At 66.7% G+C, this 18,407-nt stretch carries 18 protein-coding genes; 14 read left to right on the top strand and 4 right to left on the bottom strand.

What is annotated here, in order from left to right; translation table 11 throughout:
- Nucleotides 1-105 precede the first annotated feature (105 nt).
- The 7 genes from ccoN to AAID08_RS20895 all read left to right on the top strand — a co-directional run bounded on the left by ccoN (nucleotide 106) and on the right by AAID08_RS20895 (nucleotide 5,538).
- Nucleotides 106-1,593, top strand: a complete 1,488-nt coding sequence (gene ccoN, locus AAID08_RS20925) for a cytochrome-c oxidase, cbb3-type subunit I (RefSeq protein WP_049072779.1) — start codon at nucleotides 106-108, stop codon at nucleotides 1,591-1,593.
- 10 nt (nucleotides 1,594-1,603) lie between these two features.
- Nucleotides 1,604-2,332, top strand: a complete 729-nt coding sequence (gene ccoO / locus AAID08_RS20920) for a cytochrome-c oxidase, cbb3-type subunit II (protein ID WP_054503208.1) — start codon at nucleotides 1,604-1,606, stop codon at nucleotides 2,330-2,332.
- A complete protein-coding gene (locus tag AAID08_RS20915; RefSeq protein WP_080977556.1) occupies nucleotides 2,332-2,508 on the top strand; it encodes a cytochrome oxidase in 177 nt (58 codons plus the stop codon). The genes ccoO and AAID08_RS20915 overlap by 1 nt, the downstream gene beginning before the upstream one ends.
- On the top strand, nucleotides 2,505-3,458 hold the full coding sequence (gene ccoP, locus AAID08_RS20910) for a cytochrome-c oxidase, cbb3-type subunit III (RefSeq protein WP_054503207.1): 954 nt from the start codon (nucleotides 2,505-2,507) through the stop codon (nucleotides 3,456-3,458). Before AAID08_RS20915 ends, ccoP begins: the two co-directional genes overlap by 4 nt.
- A 74-nt stretch (nucleotides 3,459-3,532) precedes the next feature.
- Complete coding sequence (gene ccoG, locus AAID08_RS20905) at nucleotides 3,533-5,023, top strand: cytochrome c oxidase accessory protein CcoG (protein ID WP_175143996.1); 1,491 nt, start codon at nucleotides 3,533-3,535, stop codon at nucleotides 5,021-5,023.
- A gap of 22 nt (nucleotides 5,024-5,045) precedes the next feature.
- Nucleotides 5,046-5,282 carry a FixH family protein gene (locus AAID08_RS20900; protein WP_254607728.1) on the top strand — a complete coding sequence of 79 codons (237 nt, stop codon included), beginning with the start codon at nucleotides 5,046-5,048 and terminating at the stop codon, nucleotides 5,280-5,282.
- Between the two features lie 19 nt (nucleotides 5,283-5,301).
- Complete coding sequence (locus AAID08_RS20895; RefSeq protein WP_026383281.1) at nucleotides 5,302-5,538, top strand: hypothetical protein; 237 nt, start codon at nucleotides 5,302-5,304, stop codon at nucleotides 5,536-5,538.
- Between the two features lie 176 nt (nucleotides 5,539-5,714).
- Here AAID08_RS20895 and AAID08_RS20890 read toward each other — a convergent pair whose 3' ends face one another.
- Nucleotides 5,715-7,070 (bottom strand): IS110 family transposase, encoded by a 1,356-nt coding sequence (locus AAID08_RS20890; protein ID WP_049073553.1) that lies wholly within the window; start codon nucleotides 7,068-7,070, stop codon nucleotides 5,715-5,717.
- Between the two features lie 521 nt (nucleotides 7,071-7,591).
- Entirely contained in the window at nucleotides 7,592-8,518 is a 927-nt protein-coding gene (locus tag AAID08_RS20885; RefSeq protein WP_064527261.1) for a LysR family transcriptional regulator, read from the bottom strand.
- A 120-nt stretch (nucleotides 8,519-8,638) separates the two neighbouring features.
- On the opposite strand from AAID08_RS20885, the gene AAID08_RS20880 reads away from it, so the two are divergent.
- Genes AAID08_RS20880 through AAID08_RS20865 form a run of 4 tightly spaced genes read left to right on the top strand, consistent with a single transcriptional unit; the run spans nucleotide 8,639 to nucleotide 12,833 of the window.
- Nucleotides 8,639-9,613, top strand: a complete 975-nt coding sequence (locus tag AAID08_RS20880) for a Bug family tripartite tricarboxylate transporter substrate binding protein (protein ID WP_395756864.1) — start codon at nucleotides 8,639-8,641, stop codon at nucleotides 9,611-9,613.
- A gap of 8 nt (nucleotides 9,614-9,621) precedes the next feature.
- Nucleotides 9,622-10,662: a 4-hydroxythreonine-4-phosphate dehydrogenase PdxA gene (locus AAID08_RS20875; protein ID WP_116791949.1), complete on the top strand. Its 1,041-nt coding sequence runs from the start codon at nucleotides 9,622-9,624 to the stop codon at nucleotides 10,660-10,662.
- 57 nt (nucleotides 10,663-10,719) lie between these two features.
- Nucleotides 10,720-11,892 (top strand): L-rhamnonate dehydratase, encoded by a 1,173-nt coding sequence (locus AAID08_RS20870; RefSeq protein WP_395756863.1) that lies wholly within the window; start codon nucleotides 10,720-10,722, stop codon nucleotides 11,890-11,892.
- 5 nt (nucleotides 11,893-11,897) lie between these two features.
- Nucleotides 11,898-12,833 (top strand): dihydrodipicolinate synthase family protein, encoded by a 936-nt coding sequence (locus AAID08_RS20865; RefSeq protein ID WP_395756862.1) that lies wholly within the window; start codon nucleotides 11,898-11,900, stop codon nucleotides 12,831-12,833.
- A gap of 28 nt (nucleotides 12,834-12,861) precedes the next feature.
- Here AAID08_RS20865 and AAID08_RS20860 read toward each other — a convergent pair whose 3' ends face one another.
- Together AAID08_RS20860 and AAID08_RS20855 are read right to left on the bottom strand one after the other, a co-directional pair.
- The gene (locus AAID08_RS20860; RefSeq protein ID WP_395756861.1) at nucleotides 12,862-14,145 is read right to left on the bottom strand and encodes a phospholipase A; all 1,284 of its coding nucleotides are present in this window, start codon (nucleotides 14,143-14,145) and stop codon (nucleotides 12,862-12,864) included.
- A gap of 149 nt (nucleotides 14,146-14,294) precedes the next feature.
- Complete coding sequence (locus AAID08_RS20855) at nucleotides 14,295-15,797, bottom strand: aldehyde dehydrogenase family protein (RefSeq protein ID WP_395756860.1); 1,503 nt, start codon at nucleotides 15,795-15,797, stop codon at nucleotides 14,295-14,297.
- Between the two features lie 127 nt (nucleotides 15,798-15,924).
- Here AAID08_RS20855 and AAID08_RS20850 point away from each other — a divergent pair, with 127 nt between their 5' ends.
- The 3 genes from AAID08_RS20850 to AAID08_RS20840 all read left to right on the top strand — a co-directional run bounded on the left by AAID08_RS20850 (nucleotide 15,925) and on the right by AAID08_RS20840 (nucleotide 18,407).
- On the top strand, nucleotides 15,925-16,680 hold the full coding sequence (locus tag AAID08_RS20850) for an amino acid ABC transporter ATP-binding protein (protein ID WP_395756859.1): 756 nt from the start codon (nucleotides 15,925-15,927) through the stop codon (nucleotides 16,678-16,680).
- A gap of 205 nt (nucleotides 16,681-16,885) precedes the next feature.
- On the top strand, nucleotides 16,886-17,677 hold the full coding sequence (locus tag AAID08_RS20845; RefSeq protein WP_049072791.1) for an ABC transporter substrate-binding protein: 792 nt from the start codon (nucleotides 16,886-16,888) through the stop codon (nucleotides 17,675-17,677).
- Between the two features lie 37 nt (nucleotides 17,678-17,714).
- On the top strand, nucleotides 17,715-18,407 hold the full coding sequence (locus AAID08_RS20840) for an amino acid ABC transporter permease (RefSeq protein WP_054503196.1): 693 nt from the start codon (nucleotides 17,715-17,717) through the stop codon (nucleotides 18,405-18,407).

Raw genomic sequence — 18,407 nt, 5'->3', positions numbered from 1 at the left:
CTGCGCGAGCAATGGGGTTTGATGCACATCAACCCCGGTTTACCCGCGACCCCCCATCATTGAAACCTGGAGCTACTTGTTTCTTTTTGTTTTGGGGGAAGGGTGATGAACGATTGCGCCGCAATCGCAAGCAAGGCCGACACCTTCAACTACAGGATCGTGAGGCAGTTCGCGCTCATGACCGTGGTCTGGGGCATCGTCGGCATGGCTGTGGGCGTTTTTCTCGCCGCGCAGCTGATTTGGCCTCAGTTGAATTTCGACACCGCCTGGCTCAGCTACGGCCGCCTGCGTCCGCTGCACACCAACGCCGTGATCTTCGCCTTCGGCGGCAGCGCGCTGTTCGCGACCTCGTACTACGTGGTCCAGCGCACCTGTCAGACCCGCATTTTCTGTGACAAGCTGGCCGCGTTCACGTTCTGGGGCTGGCAGGCGGTCATCGTGGCCGCCGCCATCACCCTGCCGCTGGGCTACACCAGCAGCAAGGAATACGCCGAACTCGAATGGCCCATCGACATCCTGATCACGCTGGTCTGGGTGGCCTATGCCATCGTGTTCTTCGGCACCATCATCAAGCGCCGCTCCAAGCACATCTACGTGGCCAACTGGTTCTTCGGCTCGTACATCCTGACCATCGCCATCCTGCACATCTTCAACAACATCGAGATGCCGGTGACGCTGTGGAAGTCCTACTCGGCCTACGCCGGCGTGCAGGACGCCATGGTGCAGTGGTGGTACGGCCACAACGCGGTCGGCTTCTTCCTGACCACCAGCTTCCTGGGCATGATGTATTACTTCGTGCCCAAGCAGGCCGGCCGTCCGATCTATTCGTACCGCCTGTCCATCGTCCACTTCTGGGCGCTGGCCTTCACCTACATGTGGGCCGGTCCGCACCACCTGCTGTACACCTCGCTGCCCGACTGGACCCAGTCGCTGGGCATGACGTTCTCGCTGATCCTGCTGGCGCCGTCGTGGGGCGGCATGATCAACGGCATCATGACGCTGCAGGGCGCCTGGTACAAGCTGCGCACCGATCCGATCCTGAAGTTCATGGTGACCGCGCTGTCGTTCTACGGCATGGCCACGTTCGAAGGCTCGATGATGTCGATCCGCACCGTGAACGCCCTGTCGCACTACACCGACTGGACCATCGGCCACGTGCACTCCGGCGCGCTGGGCTGGGTCGCGATGATCTCGTTCGGCTCGCTCTACTACCTGATCCCGCGCCTGTATGGCCGCGAGAAGATGTACAGCGTCAAGGCCATCGAGCTGCACTTCTGGATCGCCACCATCGGCGTGGTGCTGTACATCGCCGCGATGTGGATCGCCGGGGTGCAGCAGGGCCTGATGTGGCGCGACACCGCCGCCGACGGCACGCTGGTCTACAGCTTCGTCGAGGAACTCAAGACGCGGGTGCCGTACTACCTGATCCGTCTGCTGGGCGGGGCGCTGTTCCTGTCGGGCGTGCTGGTCATGGCCTGGAACGTGTGGAAGACGGTGCGCGGCGCGCAGGCGGTCAACCCCGCCATCCCGCAGGACGATCCCCACACCACCCGCGCGCCGGCTGTCGCCGCGCCCGCGCCGGCCACCGTTTGACGAGGACATCATGGCCAACAAGCAACAAGGCTTTTTCTCTCACCAGACACTCGAGAAGAACATCGGCTGGATGATCATCGCCAGCATCCTGGTGGTGTCCTTCGCCGGCCTGGTGCAGATCGTGCCGCTGTTTTTCCAGCACAGCACCACGCAGCCGGTGGCGGGGGTCGAACCCTACAGCCCGCTGCGCCTGATGGGGCGCGACGTCTACATCCGCGAAGGCTGTGTCGGCTGCCACTCGCAGCAGGTGCGCCTGCTGGCCGCCGAAGTGCAGCGCTACGGCTCGTACTCGCTGGCCTCGGAGTCGGTGTTCGACCATCCCTTCCTGTGGGGATCCAAGCGCACCGGCCCGGATCTGGCCCGCGTGGGCGAGCGTTATTCCGACGACTGGCACCGCATCCACCTGCGCAATCCGCGCCAGGTGGTGCCGGAATCCAACATGCCGGCCTATCCGTGGCTGGAAAAGACCGTGATCACCGGCCAGAACGTCGAGCAGCGCATGCGCGCGCTGCGCGCCCTGGGCGTGCCCTACACCGACGAGGAGATCGCCGCGGCGCCCAAGGCCATCGAGGGCAAGACCGAAGAGGACGCGCTGGTGGCCTACCTGCAGGGGCTGGGCGTGGGCGTGCGCAAGGCGCAGCAGGCCAAAAAGGCGGAAGAAGCCAAGAAGGCCGAAGAAGCCCGCAAGGCCGCGCAGCCGGCGCCCGCCGCTGCGCAACCCGCGGCGTCGGGAGGCTGATCATGGCTTTGCTGAGCGCAATCGTCACCGCCATTTCGATGGCAACCTTTTTCGGCATCGTCTGGTGGGCCTGCTCGCGCGGCCGCCAGCATGCCAACAGCGAATCGGCCATGCTGCCGTTCGCGCTGCCCGATGAGTTCGGGCCGGCACAACAAGATGGAGCGGATCGGTCATGAGCGATTTCGTCAATGGCTTCTGGGGATATTTCATCTCGATCGTCGCCGTGGGCGGCGTGGTGTGGTGTGTGTGGCTGCTGTACACGCAGCGCCGCTGGCTCAAAACCAAGCCGGCCAACGGCCAGGTCGAGGACACGGGCCACGTCTGGGACGGCGACCTCACCGAACTGAACAACCCGGTGCCCGGCTGGTGGACCTGGATGTACCTGCTGGCCTGCGCCTTCGCGCTGGGCTACCTGTTCTTCATGCCGGGCCTGGGTTCGTACAAGGGCCAATTGGGCTACAGCAGCGCCAACGAGGTGGCGCAGCAACAGGCCAAAATGGCCGAGGCCGTGCGCCCGATCTACGCGCGTTTCGAGACCATGACGGTGCCGCAGATCGCCGCGGATCCGGGCGCCCGTGAAATCGGCCAGCGCCTGTTCCTGAACACCTGCTCGCAGTGCCATGGTTCGGACGCCAAGGGCGGCCCCAGCTTCCCCAACCTGACCGACAGCGACTGGCTGCACGGCGGCTCGCCCGAGGCCATCATGCAGACCATCACCCATGGCCGCATCGGCGTGATGCCGCCCTGGAAAGCCGCCATCGACCCCAAGACCGCCGGCGACATCGCGCAGTACGTGCGTTCGCTGTCGGGCCTGACGGCCGACCCGGTCCGGGTGTTCCGCGGCAAGCGCGAGTTCGCCAATTTCTGCGTGGCCTGTCACGGTGTCGACGGCAAGGGCAACCAGGCGCTGGGCGCGCCCAACCTTACCGATGACGTCTGGCTCTATGGCAGTTCGGAAGCCACCATCGTCAAGACCATCCTGGATGGGCGCGAAAACCGCATGCCGGCGCACGGCGACATCCTGACCCCGGAACAGATCAAGATCCTGACGGCATGGGTCTGGGGCCTGTCGAACAAGCCGGACGCGCAACCGCAACCGGCCTCGGCCGCCGCCTCGGCCAACTAGGCATCGCCACATAGGTGGGGGCGCGCCGCGACGGCAGCCCCCATATCGCATGGACTTACCGCACGGAGCAGCACATGGATGATGGGTCAACCGCAAGCGTCAGCAGTCCGCCTGGCGGCGACCCGCCGCCCTGGCGGCCGCACGTGCGGCCGCCGCGTCCTGGCCAGGAAACGCTGGAGCAGACCCTGGCCGACGTGCGCGGCAAGATCTATCCGCGCTCGGTCAGCGGCATTTTCGCGCGCTGGCGCATCGCCTTCGTCTTCCTTACCCAACTGATCTTCTACGGCCTGCCGTGGCTGCAATGGAACGGCCGCCAGGCGGTGCTGTTCGACCTGGGCGCGCGCAAGTTCTACCTGTTCGGCCTGGTGCTGTGGCCGCAGGACGTGGTCTACCTGGCGGTGCTGCTGGTGATCTCGGCGCTGGCGCTGTTCCTGTTCACCGCGGTGGCGGGGCGGCTGTTCTGCGGCTACGCCTGTCCGCAGACGGTCTACACCGAGATCTTCATGTGGATCGAGCGCAAGGTCGAAGGCGACCGCGTCGCCCGCATCCGGCTCGATGAATCGCCCTGGACCTGGCGCAAGGCGCGCCTGAAGGTCACCAAGCACTTCCTGTGGATCGCGCTGGCCTGGTGGACGGGCTCCACCTTCATCGGCTACTTCGCGCCGATCCGCGAGCTGGGCCACGAGCTGTTCACGCTGCAGCTCGGGCCGTGGCAGTGGTTCTGGATGGTGTTCTACGGCTTCGCCACCTGGGGCAATGCCGGCTTCATGCGCGAGTCGGTGTGCAAGTACATGTGTCCGTACGCGCGCTTCCAGAGCGTGATGGTCGATCCCGATACCTTCGTCGTGACCTACGACAAGCGCCGCGGCGATCCGCGCGGCGGCCGTTCGCGCAAGGTCGACCACAAGGCCGCGGGACTGGGCGACTGTGTCGATTGCAGCCTGTGCGTGCAGGTCTGTCCGACCGGCATCGACATCCGCGAGGGCCTGCAATACATGTGCATCGGCTGCGGCGCCTGTATCGATGCCTGCGAACAGGTGATGGACAAGATGCAATATCCGTCCGGGCTGATCCGCTACACGTCCGAGCGCGCCATGCTGGACGGACTGTCGACGCAAAGCGCGCGCTCGCACCTGTTGCGGCCGCGGGTGCTGATCTACGGCTCGCTGATCCTGGTGCTGGCGGTGGCGTTCGTGACCTCGCTGGCGATGCGCAACCCGCTGCGGGTGGACGTGATCCGCGATCGCGGCGCGCTGGGTCGAGAGGTGGCGGGCGGCATGATCGAGAACGTGTACCGGCTGCAGATCATCAATACCTCGGATTCGCGGCTGCGGCTGCGGCTGTCGGCCGACGGCATGCCTGGGCTGGCGGTGCGCGCCGGGCAAAGCGAGTCGGACGTGGTGGACGTGGAGCCGGCGGCCAACAAGCTGGTGCCGATGGTGATCCGCGCCCCGGCCGGCGCCGAGCCGGGCGCGCACCCGATCACGCTGCGGGCCCGCGCCCACGATCAGGAGAACCGGCCGGTCGAGACCGATGAAGCCGCGAGTTTTTATGTCCCCGAGTGATTCCGAATAAAGGATGCCGACGATGAATACTGCCTATGTAGCCGCGCCGATGCCGGTGAAACCCTGGTACCGCGAATTCTGGCCCTGGTTCCTGATGGCGGGGCCGTTCCTGGCGGTGATCGGTTGCGCCATCACGATCTACCTGGCCTATACGCAGTTCGCCAATCAGCCGATCCAGGAAGGCGTGGTCAAGCGCGGCCTGGTGATCGAGCCGGCGGACACGGTGCCGACGCCGCCGCCCGCGATCGGTGTTCGTTGACGATTCCCGGAGGCGCGGCATGGGGTTGAGATCGCTGATGTGGATACTGTGGCCGTCGTTCCTGGCGGCGGCCGTGGGCAGCGCGATTGTCTTTGCGCTGATCGATCCGTTGGACGTGGCGGTGTTCGGGTATGTGCCGACGGGGCGGGTGGGGTTTTATACGGTGTCGTTCTTTTTGCTTTGGGGGATGGCGGGGGCGTCGAGTGCGTTGACGGCTTATTTGATGCCTAAGGTGGAGGAGGATCCGGATCTTTAGGTGGGTCTTTTTGGGTGCTTCGTGGGGGCGTTGTTGGGGATTCGCTTCGTAGGTCGCCCCTCGCGGCGGGCGAGTCGGTGGCGGGCGCCCACGATTGCGGTCCGGAGCGTTCGCTCCGGACTGCCCCGTTGTCATCCTCGTCCTCGCCTTCGGCGACTCCTCTCAAGAAACTCCACTTAAGTCATTGATACCTCATTGGTTTCTCCTGAGGCGGTTAACGGCACCAAGCTGTAGCCCATGGTCTCTGCACGTTTTGTCAGGTGATGCAGGACGCGTTGGCGGTGGCGTTCTTCGTAGTACAGCTCACCTTGGTCGACGTATTCGGACCCTTTGGTCAGTAGGGTGTAAATCAGTCGAGCCAGTTTGTGCGCGGCTGCGGTGATGGCGCGCCGCTTGTCCAGGCGAGCGCACAGCCTTCGGTAGTAGGCGCCTAAAGCGGACTGGCTGTGACGTAGCGCCATTGCCGCCAGACGCAGGGCCTGTGCGGCGCGGTTGGGTGAGCGTTTGGTGGCGCCGTTCAGAACCTTGCCTCCGGAGATGCGTGTGCCCGGGCACAAGCCTAACCACGAAGCGAAGTGCTTGGCCGAAGGGAAGCGGTTCATGTCCGGACCGACCTCGGCCAGGACGGTAAAGGCAGTCATCTCGTCGATGCCGTTGATGCGGGTCAGGTCCACGCCGCACATGGCAAATAGATGCGTGCGCAGATCGAAGGCCATGGCCTTTTTGGGCCAGCGGCGCTGCGACTTGCCCGGATCGCCGTCATGGCGGTGCAGTTTGTGCAGTTCGGCTTGGATGTGCTGATCGCAATCGTTGAGCAGTTGTTGATAGGTGTCGTACAGGGCCAGCGCTTGCCGCAGCGCGAACAAGTGCTCGTGACGCCAGTTGCCTTGCAGCGCGGCAGCGATATCGTCCTCGCTGGCCTTGACCTGGCGCTTCTTCAGGCGGGCCAGTGCATGCGGGTCGCGCTCGCCACCGACGATGGCGCGGATGATGGCCTGACCGGTGACCCCGACCACGTCCGACAGCACTTGCGTGAGCTGAATGTTCATCTGGGCAAGTGCCTTCTGCATGTGCTGCACGTGGCGCACCTGCGAGGCAAGCAGCATCTCGCGCTGGCGCGAGAACTCGCGCAAGACGCAAATCTCGTCAGAGGGACGGAAGGCGCCGGCCAACAGGCCATAGCTCATGAGCTGTTGCAGCCACTGGCAGTCCAGGACATCGGACTTGCGGCCCGAGACGTTCTTCACGTGACGGGCGTTGACCAGGTAAACGGTGAAACCCTGGCTATCGAGCAGCTCATAAAGCGGGATCCAGTAAACGCCGGTGGACTCCATGGCCACGGCGGTAACGCCGCAGTCCTTGAGCCATTGCGCTAGGCGATACAAATCGGCCGTAAAGCTCTTGAACTCGCGGACAGGTTGGTCGTCGCGGTCATGAGGCACGGCAACGAAGTGGCTGGCCGACCCGATGTCGATGCCCGCGGCATCGGGATGGGCCAGGCTTAGGGTTGCATCGGACTTGCGAGGTGACATGGCTTGCTCCATCATCGCTAACGGAATGCCGCCAGGCATGGGTACGTCGTTGTACTCACTCTCTCAAACGGGATGCACGCGCTAAGCGTGTGCTCGCCAATGTCGGTGACGTCACCCGGGGCCATGCTTCAGTACGGGCGTGGGCAAACACGCACCATTGGAAGGTCGGTCTTTACCTGAGCGGCATTCCACCTTGCCACAGGTGCAGCCACGAAGACAGTTTCTTCGTCACGGGCGTCGTGAATGACGACTATTGGGCTTCGGATTCCCTCGGGCGCATCGAGGTTGCCCGCCACCGACTCGCCCGCCGCGAGGGGCTGCGAGCGTCTTGGAGTGTCGCGTTGTCAGATCGGCGGGGGCATGGAGAGGTTTGCGGGGCCCGCCCCAGGTCGGCCGCGCGGGCGGCCTTTTGGGGCTTACGCGGTGTGTTGCGTCGGGGCGGTGTTGGGGGGGCGGCTGGGGGGGGCGCGCGCGCGCTCTGCGCCGGGGCCGGTGGTATTTGCCCTGGGTGTCTTGTGCGTTTATTCCGTGTCGTGCAGCAGGTCCACGAAGTGTCGGGCGGGCGCGCTTAGCGGGCGGTCCTTGGGGATGATGCTGCCGAAGGCGGTCAGGGTGTGCTGGAGTTGGTAGGGGATGATGGCGAGCAGGCCGTGGCGGGCGTAGCGGCTGGCGACGGAGTCGGGGATGACGCCGAGCATGTCGGACTTCATGGCCAGGTTGGTGGTGGTTAGGATCGAGGCCGATTCGATCAGGCCCTTGGGCAGGGCGGTGTCGTGGGCGCGGAATTCCTGTTCCAGGACGTCGCGCATGGGGCTGCCGTGGGGTTGCAGGATCCAGGGGTAGGCCTGCAGCGCGTCGAAGCTGATGCGCTTGCGGCGGGTCAGGGGGTGGTCGACGGCGGCGATGACGGAGAGGGCCTCGTCGCCGATGGGGCGGAAGACGTAATGGCGTTCGGACAGGGTCAGCATGCGGCCGATGACGACGTCGAGTTTGCCCTCGTTCAGCCGTTCGATCAGCAGGTCGCTGGTGCCGGTGGAGATCTCCACGGCCAGTAGCGGATAGGTCTGTTTCAGGCGCAGCAGGGCGTCGGTCAGGTGGCCCGGCGAGGCGGCCATGATGCTGCCGATGAAAAGTTTGCCGGCGCTGCCCAGGCGCAATTCCTCCAGCTCGCGCGCCAGCGACGAGACCGTGCCGCGCATGCCGCGGAAATACCCCATCACGCATTCCCCGGCGGCGGTCAGCGCCAGGCCGCGACCGACCCGTTCGAACAGCGGCTGGCCGATGGCCAGTTCCAGTTCGTGCAGCATCTTGCTGGCGGCGGACTGGGTCATGTTGAGCTGGGCGGCGGCGGCGCGGAGGGTGCCGCGTTCCTCGATGGCCAGCAGCAGCACGATCTGCCGCATGCGCAGGCGCGACAGCAGCGCGGGGACGTTCGGGACGCGTTCCATGATTGATCGCCTGTAGTGAACGGTTGGTGCAAAAGTTTCATTTTACGGAAACAGCGGTTGTTTCTAAGATGCAGGCATAACAAAGCCCGCTACGGGCCATAAGCCCCCAAGGAGACAACCATGAAGACTCGGCTTTATGCCGCATTGGCGGCGGGCGTGCTGTGCCTGTCCGCCGCCGCACCCGCCCCGGCGCAGGGCGCCGATTGGCCGACCCGGCCGCTGCGCCTGCTGGTGGGCTCGGCCCCCGGCGGCGGCACCGACGCCATGGCGCGCGCCGTGGCCGACAAGCTTGGGCCAATGCTCAAGCAGACCGTGGTGGTGGAGAACAAGCCGGGCGCGTCCAACACGCTGGCGGCGGACCTGGCGGCCAAGTCGGGCGACGGCCACACCATGGTGATGGGCGTGTCCACCGCGCATGCGATCGCGCCGCACCTGCTCAAGCTGGGCTACGACAACGACCGCGACCTGACGCCGGTGGTGTTCGTGGGCGCGGTGCCGAACATTCTGGTGGTCAACAACCAGTTGCCGGCGCAATCGGTGCAGGAGCTGATCGCGCTGCTCAAGCGCAAGCCGGGCGAATACAACTTCGCCAGCAGCGGCTCGGGCAGCACCCAGCACATCGCCGCCGAGCTGTTCAAGGACGCCACCGGCGTGCAGATGACGCACATTCCCTATCGCGGCAGCGGTCCGGCGATGGTCGACCTGATGGGCGGCCAGGTGCAGATCGCCTTCGAGACCGCATCGTCTGTCATCCCGCACATCAAGAGCGGCAAGGTGCGCGCCCTGGCGGTGCTGAGCGCCAGGCGCAACCCGCAGCTGCCCGACGTGCCGACCATGGCCGAGGCCGGCGTCAGCGGCGTCGAGATGAGCGCCTGGTACGGCATCTACATGCCCAGCGGCACGCCGGCGGCGGTGCAGCGGCGCGTGCATGACTCGGTCAATGCGGTATTGGCCATGCCCGAGACCCAGACGCGCCTGCAGGCGATCGGCGCCGACATCAATCCGATGAGCCAGGCGCAATTCGCGCAGTTTCACCAGGCCGAGAACCAGCGCTACGCCGGCATCATCAAGAAGAACCATATCTCCGTGGAATGAAGCACAGCATGAGCAACGACCGCAACGCCGCCAAACCCGTCATCGCCCTCACGCTGGGCGATCCCGCCGGCATCGGCCCCGAACTGATCGCGCGCCTGTTGGCGCGGCCCGAGGCGGCGCAACTGGCCAACATCGTGCTGGTGGGCGATGAATGGTTGTGGCGCGAAGGCCAGCGGGTGGCCGGGGTGCAGGTGGCCACGCAGGCCGTGGCCGGCTTCGACGCCGTGCGGACGCGGCCGGATACCGGCGTGCCGGCGTGGCTGGCGATGGACACCGTGCGGCGCGAGGACGTCAACCTGGGCCAGGCGCAGGCGCCCGGCGGCGCCTCGGTGCTGCGGGTGCTGGACGCCTGCATGGACGCGGCGCTGGCCGGCCACATCGACGCCATCTGCTTCGCGCCGCTGAACAAGCACGCGATGAAGCAGGGCGGGCTGCGCCACGATGACGAGTTGCACCACTTCGCGCAGTACCTGGGCGTGACGGGCTACTTCTGCGAGTTCAACACGCTGGGCGAGCTGTGGACCTCGCGCGTGTCCTCGCACATTCCGCTCAAGGACGCCGCCGCCGCGCTCAGCATCGACGGCATCAAGGCCGCCACGCGGCTGATCTACCAGTCCTTGCAGGCCAACGGCGTGGCCGCGCCGCGGGTGGCGGTGGCGGCGTTCAATCCGCATGGCGGCGATGGCGGCACCTGCGGCCGCGAAGAAGTCGACATCATCGCCCCGGCCGTGCGCCAACTGAACCAGGAAGGGCTGCCGGTGCAGGGCCCGTTCCCGGCCGACACCATCTTCCTGAAGGCGCAGGCGGGCGAGTTCCAGGCCATCGTCACCATGTACCACGACCAGGGCCAGATCGCGATCAAGCTGCTGGGCTTCTCGCGGGGCGTGACGGTGCAGGGCGGCCTGCCGATCCCGATCACCACGCCGGCCCACGGCACCGCCTACGACATCGCCGGCCAGGGACGCGCCAGCGTCGACGCCACCTGGCAGGCCTTCCGCATCGCCTGCCGCATGGGCCTGTCGCACCGCGCCGCGCGCGCGGCGGCCTGAGGCGGCAGTTCCTTCCGATTCATCGCATCGTTCGATCCTTTTTTTGCAGGAATCCCCATGAAGATCAAATCCGTCCACGCGCGCGTCTTTGAATGGACCGGCAAGACCGTGCCGCCGCAAGGCAACTTCTGCTCCAACGCCATGGACCTGCTGTATTCGCCGCAGGAAACCATGAGCACCTTCCGCTTCCATGGCTGGACCGTGGTCGAGGTCGAGACCGACGACGGCATCGTCGGGCTGGGCAACGTGGCGCTGGCGCCGCGGGTGGCCAAGGCCATCATCGACCAGTACCTGGCGCCGCTGGTGATCGGCCAGGACCCGTGGGACTACGAATACCTGTGGCAGCGCATGTACCGCGCCACCCACGCCTGGGGCCGCAAGGGCGTGACCATGGCGGCGATCTCGGGCGTGGACCTGGCGATCTGGGACATCCTGGGCAAGTCGGTCGGCAAGCCGGTCTTCAAGCTGCTGGGCGGACGCACCAAGGAGAAGATTCCGGTCTATTACTCCAAGCTCTACCGCACTGATCTCAAGGCCATGCAGGAAGAGGCCCAGACCTACCTGGACCAGGGCTTCACTGCCTTCAAGATGCGCTTCGGCTACGGCCCGGCGCACCTGCAGCGCGGCGTGTCGGAGAACCTGAAGTCGGTCGAGGCGGTGCGCGAGGTGATCGGCTACGACACCGACCTGATGCTCGAATGCTACATGGGCTGGAACCTGGAATACGCCAAGCGCATGCTGCCCAAGCTGGAGAAGTTCGAGCCGCGCTGGCTGGAGGAACCGGTCATCGCCGACGACATCGACGGCTATGCCGAACTGAACCAGCTCACCTCGATCCCGATCTCGGGCGGCGAGCACGAGTTCTCGCTGTATGGCTTCAAGCAACTGCTGGACCGCAAGGCGGTGTCGGTGGTGCAGTACGACACCAACCGCGTCGGCGGCATCACCGCCGCCCACAAGATCAATGCCCTGTGCGAAGCCTACAGCGTGCCGGTCATCCCGCACGCCGGCCAGATGCACAACTACCACCTGACCATGAGCACGCTGGCCTCGCCCATGAGCGAGTACTTCCCGATGTTCGACGTGGAAGTGGGCAATGAACTCTTCTACTACATCTTCGACGGCGAGCCGGTGGCCAGGGAAGGCTTCATCGACCTGGACGACAACCGGCCGGGCCTGGGCCTGAGCCTGAAGACCGAATACCTGAAAGACTTCAACATCATCGAGTGAGCGCCATGACCACGACGACTGTGCCGGCGCCGCGCTATCGCGGCATCTTTCCGGTGGTGCCCACCATCTTCACCGAAGCGGGCGAGCTGGACCTGGCGGGCCAGAAGCGCGCCGTCGATTTCATGATCGACTGCGGCGTCGACGGCCTGTGCATCCTGGCCAACTTCTCCGAGCAGTTCTCGCTGTCGGACGACGAGCGCGAAGTGCTGACGCGCACCTTGCTGGAACACGTGGCCGGCCGGGTGCCGGTGATCGTCACCACCACGCACTACGGCACCCGGGTGTGCGCGGCGCGCAGCCGCCGGGCGCAGGCGCAGGGCGCGGCCATGGTGATGATCATGCCGCCGTACCACGGGGCCACCATCCGCGTTGCCGAGGAGCAGGTGGTCGGGTTCTTCCAGCAGGTGTCGGACGCCATCGACATCCCCATCATGATCCAGGACGCGCCGGTCGCCGGCACGCCGCTGCCCGCCGCGCTGCTGGCGCGCATGGCGCGCGAGATCGCGCAGGTGTCGTACTTCAAGATCGAGACCGCCGGCGCGGCCAGCAAGCTGCGCGACCTGATCGCGCTGGGCGGCGCGGCGGTGGAAGGGCCGTGGGATGGCGAAGAGGCCATCACGCTGCTGCCGGACCTGGACGCCGGCGCCACCGGCTCCATGACGGGCGGCGGTTTCGCCGACGGCATCCGGCCGATCATCGAGGCGCATCGCGCAGGCCGCGCCGACGACGCCTACCGCCTGTATGAGCGCTGGCTGCCGCTCATCAACTACGAGAACCGCCAGGGCGGCATCCTGACCGCCAAGGCGCTGATGAAGGCCGGCGGCGTGATCGCCTGCGACGCGCCGCGCCATCCGTTCCCGGCCATGCGGCCGGAAGTGCGGCAGGGCCTGCTGGAGGTGGCGCGGCGGCTGGATCCGCTGGTGCTGCGCTGGGCGCGCTAAGGCGCCCGGCCGGGGACGGGCGCGGGCGTCAAGGCACCAGCGACAAACCGATGCGGAACTGCGATTCGTTGCGCTGGTTGTAGCCCAGCAGCGTTTCGCCGTAGCCGTTGAAGTACTGCAGGTGCAGGTAGCCGTTCATGTTCAGCCAGGTGCGCTGCAGCGGCCAGGCGAAGTCAAGCTGCGTGGTGCGGCGGCGCTGGTCGCCCTGGCGGTACATGGCCGAGACCACCGCGCCGTTGTCCTGCGCCCAGCGCAGGTTCCAGTCCACGCGGCCGGCATAGTCGGCGTAGTCGGAGTTCTCGCTGGCCACGCCGAAGTAGGCCTTGACCTTGGGCGCGAAGGTCAGCGTGCTGCCGCCGTCGAAACGGTAGTTGAACTGCGGCTGGATGTAGGCGTCGTTGACCGAGCGCGAGTCGTCGCCGGCCTTGCCGTTGGAGTTGTGCTCGACGCCGGTGTTCATGCCCAGGCGCCAATTCTGGTTTGCCGACTGCCACATGTTGTCGGACAGCCAGAACAGGCTGGGGTTGAAGGTGGTGTCGATGAAGGGCATGGAATCGCCCTGCAGGTCCCACAGCGAGGTCTGGGTGTAGCCCAGGTAGAAATTCTCGCCCCAGGTCGCCGGGCGGTTGCCGGACGGGCTGAACAGGCGGTACTTGGCGCTGATCTGGAAGCGCGCGGTGGTCTGGCCGCGGGTGCCGATGTCGAAGTACACCGGCTTGTATTCCGAGATCGCGCTGCGGAAATGATCGAAGGCCGATTGCTGGTAGGACGAGACGGCCACGGTGTCCGGCGCCGGTCCGCCCTCGGGCGACGCGCCGGCCGCGGTGACCACTGCCGGCGGCACGGGCTGGCCGGTGCGCGGATCGACCACGGGGCCTTGCGCGGGCGTGCTGGCCAGCGTGCCGCTGTCGCGGCCGGTGGCGTCCAGCGCCATCATCGCCGGCTGGCCTTCGATGGCGATCGCCTGCAAGCCGCGCGCCGTGGCGGGCACGACGGCCGTCCACGCCATCCGCGCGAAATTGTTGACCGGCACGCTGTAATTGGCCTTGTCGCCCTGCAGCTTGGCCAGGCTGCGCACGATCTGGCCGTCCTGGCCGCGCCATTGCAGCACCAGCTCTGGCGGGGCCTCCCAGGTGGCGCGGGCATTGCCTTCATTGAAATACACCGCCTCGATGGTGACGGTGTCGCCGGGCGCGGCCGAAGGACGGTCGAGCCGGTAGGACACGCCGGCGGCGGCGGTGCCGGCGAGGCCCAGCGCCAGGGCGGCGGTCAGGGTGCGCAGGGGAAGGGCGATGCGTCGGGACGAAGTCATGGGAGGCGGGTGGAATCTGTGACGATGCAATGTAGCATCGGCCCGGCCTACATTTTGTAAGCCAGGCTAATCGGATGTAGGACTTGCAACATGAGCGAGGCCCGCGCATCGCCTGCGACGCGCGGGCCTCATGTCACCCGCCTTGCGGCCTATTCGCCGAACTTGATGCCCTGCGCCAGCGGCAGGTTGCGCGAGTAGTTGATGGTGTTGGTGGCGCGGCGCATGTAGTTGCGCCAGGCGTCCGAGCCCGACTCGCGGCCGCCGCCGGTTTCCTTTTCCCCGCCGAAGGCGCCGCCGATCTCGGCGCCCGAGGTGCCGATGTTGACGTTGGCGATGCCGCAGTCCGAACCCGCGGCCGACAGGAAGGTCTCGGCTTCGCGCAGGTCGTTGGTGAAGATGGCCGACGACAGGCCCTGCGGCACGCCATTCTGCAGCGCCAGCGCCTGGTTGAAATCGCTGTAGCGCATCGCGTACAGGATCGGCGCGAAGGTCTCGTGGCAGACCACGTCGGTCTGGCCCGGCATCTCGGCGATGGCGGGGCGCACGTACCAGGCGTCCGGGTACTGGTCGGCCAGCACGCGTTCGCCGCCGGTGACCTTGCCGCCTTGTTCGCCGGCGGCCTTGAGCGCGGCCTGCATGGCGTCGAACGAGGCGCGGTCGATCAGCGGACCGACCAGGTTCTTGCCGTCCAGCGGGTTGCCGATGGGCGCGCTGGCGTAGGCCTTGTGCAGGCGTTGCAGCAGATCGTCGGCCACGCTTTCGTGCACGATCAGGCGGCGCGTGGTGGTGCAGCGCTGGCCCGCGGTGCCGATGGCGCCGAAGACGATGCCGCGCGCGGCCATGTCCAGGTCGGCGGTGGGGCCGACGATGATGGCGTTGTTGCCGCCCAGTTCCAGCAGCACGCGGCCGAAGCGTTGCGCCACGCGCGGACCCACCTGGCGGCCCATGCGGGTCGAGCCGGTGGCCGACACCAGCGCCACGGCGTGCGAATCCACCAGCGCCTCGCCGATGTCGCGGCCGCCGATCAGCACTTCCGACAGGCCGGCCGGCGCGTCGCCAAAGCGCTGCAGCGCCTGCGCGAACAGCGCCTGGCAGGCCAGCGCCGTCAACGGCGTCTTTTCCGACGGCTTCCAGACCACCGCGTTGCCGCACACCAGCGCCAGCGCGGCATTCCACGACCACACCGCCACCGGGAAGTTGAAGGCGCTGATGACGCCCACCACGCCCAGCGGATGCCAGGTTTCCATCATGCGGTGGCCGGGGCGCTCGGAGGCGATGGTCAGGCCGTACAGTTGGCGCGACAGGCCCACGGCGAAGTCGCAGATGTCGATCATTTCCTGGACCTCGCCTTCGCCCTCGGCCAGGATCTTGCCGGCTTCCAGGCTGACCAGGCGGCCCAGTTCGCGCTTGTGCTGGCGCAGCACTTCGCCGAACAGGCGCAGCAGCTCGCCGCGGCGCGGCGCCGGCACGTCGCGCCAGGCCAGGCTGGCCTGGCGGGCGCGGGTGATGGCCGCGTGGGCCTGCGCCACCGTGTGCTCGTGGACCTGGGCCAGCTCGGCGCCGTCGATCGGGCTGCGGGCGACGAGCGTGCCGCCGGTCAGGGTCGCGGGGTTGAGGCCGAGTGCGCGCAGGATGTCTTGGGGCGTGTCCATACCGGTTCCTTGGAGATGCCGGCGAAGGGGCGAGCCTTCGCTTAAGGGTTATGCCTAAGTGGCGATTCTGGAAATAAATTTACTATACGAAACTCCAGCGCGAAATGCGAAACCTTTTTTGAAGGCGATGCGCGTGTCAGAACCCCTGCTGCTAGTCGAGTCGGTCACCAAGACCTACCAGCGCGAATGCCAGCCCGACCATCTGGCGCTGGCGGGCATCGACTGCCGCCTGGAGCGTGGCGAGGTGCTGGTGGTGGTGGGGCCGTCGGGCTCGGGCAAGAGCACCTTCCTGCGCACCCTCAACGGGCTGGAGCGCATCGACAGCGGCACCATCCGCGTCGATGGCGTCTCGCTGACCGACCCGGCCACCGACGTCAACCGCTGGCGCACCGAGGTCGGCATGGTGTTCCAGCACTTCAACCTGTTCCAGCATCGCACCGCGCTCGACAATGTGGCCCTGCCGCAACGCGTAGTGCGCGGCCGCGACCGCGCCCAGGCCGAGCGCTACGCCCTGGAACTGCTGGACCGGGTCGGCATGGCCGACTTCGGCCCGCGCTATCCCAGCCAGTTGTCCGGCGGCCAGCAGCAGCGCGTGGCGATCGCCCGCGCCCTGGCGATGGACCCGAAACTGATGCTGTTCGACGAGGCCACCTCGGCGCTCGACCCGGAAACCGTTGGCGGCATCCTGGAATTGATGCGCGCGCTGGCGCGCGACGGCATGACCATGGCGGTGGTGACGCACGAGATGGGCTTTGCCCGCGACGTGGGCGACCGCGCCCTGTTCATGGACGCCGGCCGCGTCGTCGAGTCCGGCACGCCGGCTGAAGTCTTCGGCCAGCCGAAAGAGGCGCGTACCCGGGCTTTCCTGGAAAAGATCCTGTAGCGGGCCGGCGGCGCCGTCGGCGCCGGCCCGCATGGCCGTTCGTATTTGCGCATCACGCAGTCTTCGCTTCACGCAGCACGCCGCATCCGCATCACGCAGCAATCGCAGTACGCAGCAAGCAGGGCCGGCCCGGCCTGACCGGGCGCCGCCGGCACCAGGTGTACGCCCGGAACGACACATGTCATCCATCTTGAAGGGGAAGCAAATGCTGAAAATCAAACAATGGCTGGGCGCCGCCGGCGTCGCGCTGGCCGTTACCGCGATGGCGCAGCCTGCCCGCGCCGACGAGCTGTCGGACATCATCAAGCGCGGCGAGCTGCGGGTGGCGGTGCAGACCTCCGGCCCGCTGATGAGCTTCATGGACAAGAGCGGCAAGCGCACCGGCCTGGCGGTCGAAGTCGCCAAGCGCATGGCCGACGACCTGGGCGTCAAGCTGGTGCTGCAGGACTACGAGTGGAAGGGCCTGATCCCGGCGCTGTTGTCGGGCAAGGCCGACATGGTGGCCGCCGACATGACGCCGACGCCGCAGCGCGCCGCCCAGGTGCTGTTCTCGGCGCCCATGTTCTACGCCGACACCGTGGCCGTGGTGCCCAAGGACTCGCCCTACAAGTCGTACGCGGAACTGGACAAGGACGGGGTGACCGTCGGCGCGCTGGGCGCCAGCACCTACGCCGAGGTCGGCAAGAAGATGCTGCCCAAGGCCACCCTCAAGGAATTCTCCGGCGGCAGCGCGCCGGTCGGCCAGGCGCTGTCCACCGGCCGCCTGGACGCCGGCATCATGTCCCTGTCCACCGCCAACCAGTTCCTGGTGGACTTCGGCAACCTGCGGGTGCTGGACGGCATCATGGTGCGCGAACCGCTGGCCTTCGCCGTCGGCCCCAATGCCTTCCGCCTGAAGTTCTGGCTCGACAACTGGCAGACGCTCAAGACCGCCGACAACACATTGCCGGAACAGGTCAAGTACTGGTATTCGACCGACTGGAAGAAAGACCACTGATCGCGCGCCTTCGCCACCACCGACCGACAGGACCCGCATGGACTGGCTGATCGACTACTACAACTGGCGCATCGTCAGCCAGTACACGGGCCAGTTCGCCACCGGCCTGGCCAATACCCTGATCGCGGCCGGCGCCAGCCTGGTGCTGTCGGTGCTGGCTGGCGTGCCGCTGGCGCTGGCGCGCATGTCGCCGCGCGCCGCGGTCTGGCGGCCGGTGGCGGGCTACGTGCAGTTCATCCGCTCGACCCCGCTGCTGGTGCAGATCTACCTGGTGTATTACGCCGTGCCGATGCTGGTGCCCGGCGCCAAGGGCTGGAGCGAGATGCTGCTGGGCATCCTGGCGATGACGCTGCACCACGCCGCCTACATGAGCGAGATCATCCGCGTCGGCATCGAGTCGGTGCCGCGCGGCCAGATCGAAGGCGCCAAGGCCTGCGGCATGAACTACCACCAGCGCCTGCGCTACGTGGTGCTGCCGCAGGCCTTCGCCAACACGCTGCCGCCGCTGCTGGGACAGACCGCGGTGTTGATCAAGGACACCTCGCTGCTGTCGCTGATCACGGTGTTCGAACTGGTGGCCGCGGGCGTGCAGATGAACAGCGACCGTATCGTGCCGACCGAGAGCTTCCTGACCATTGCCGCCGGCTATCTGCTGATCTACGCCGTGATGCTGATGCTGTCGCGGGGCGTGAGCCTGTGGCTGGCCGGTCCGGCCTGGAACGCGAGGTAA

Source organism: Achromobacter sp. EB05 (genome assembly GCF_044232075.1).
In the GTDB taxonomy this organism is placed as follows: domain Bacteria; phylum Pseudomonadota; class Gammaproteobacteria; order Burkholderiales; family Burkholderiaceae_B; genus Achromobacter; species Achromobacter dolens.
Note: the sequence above shows the minus strand (reverse complement) of the source record. Positions and strands in the feature narration are given on the sequence as shown.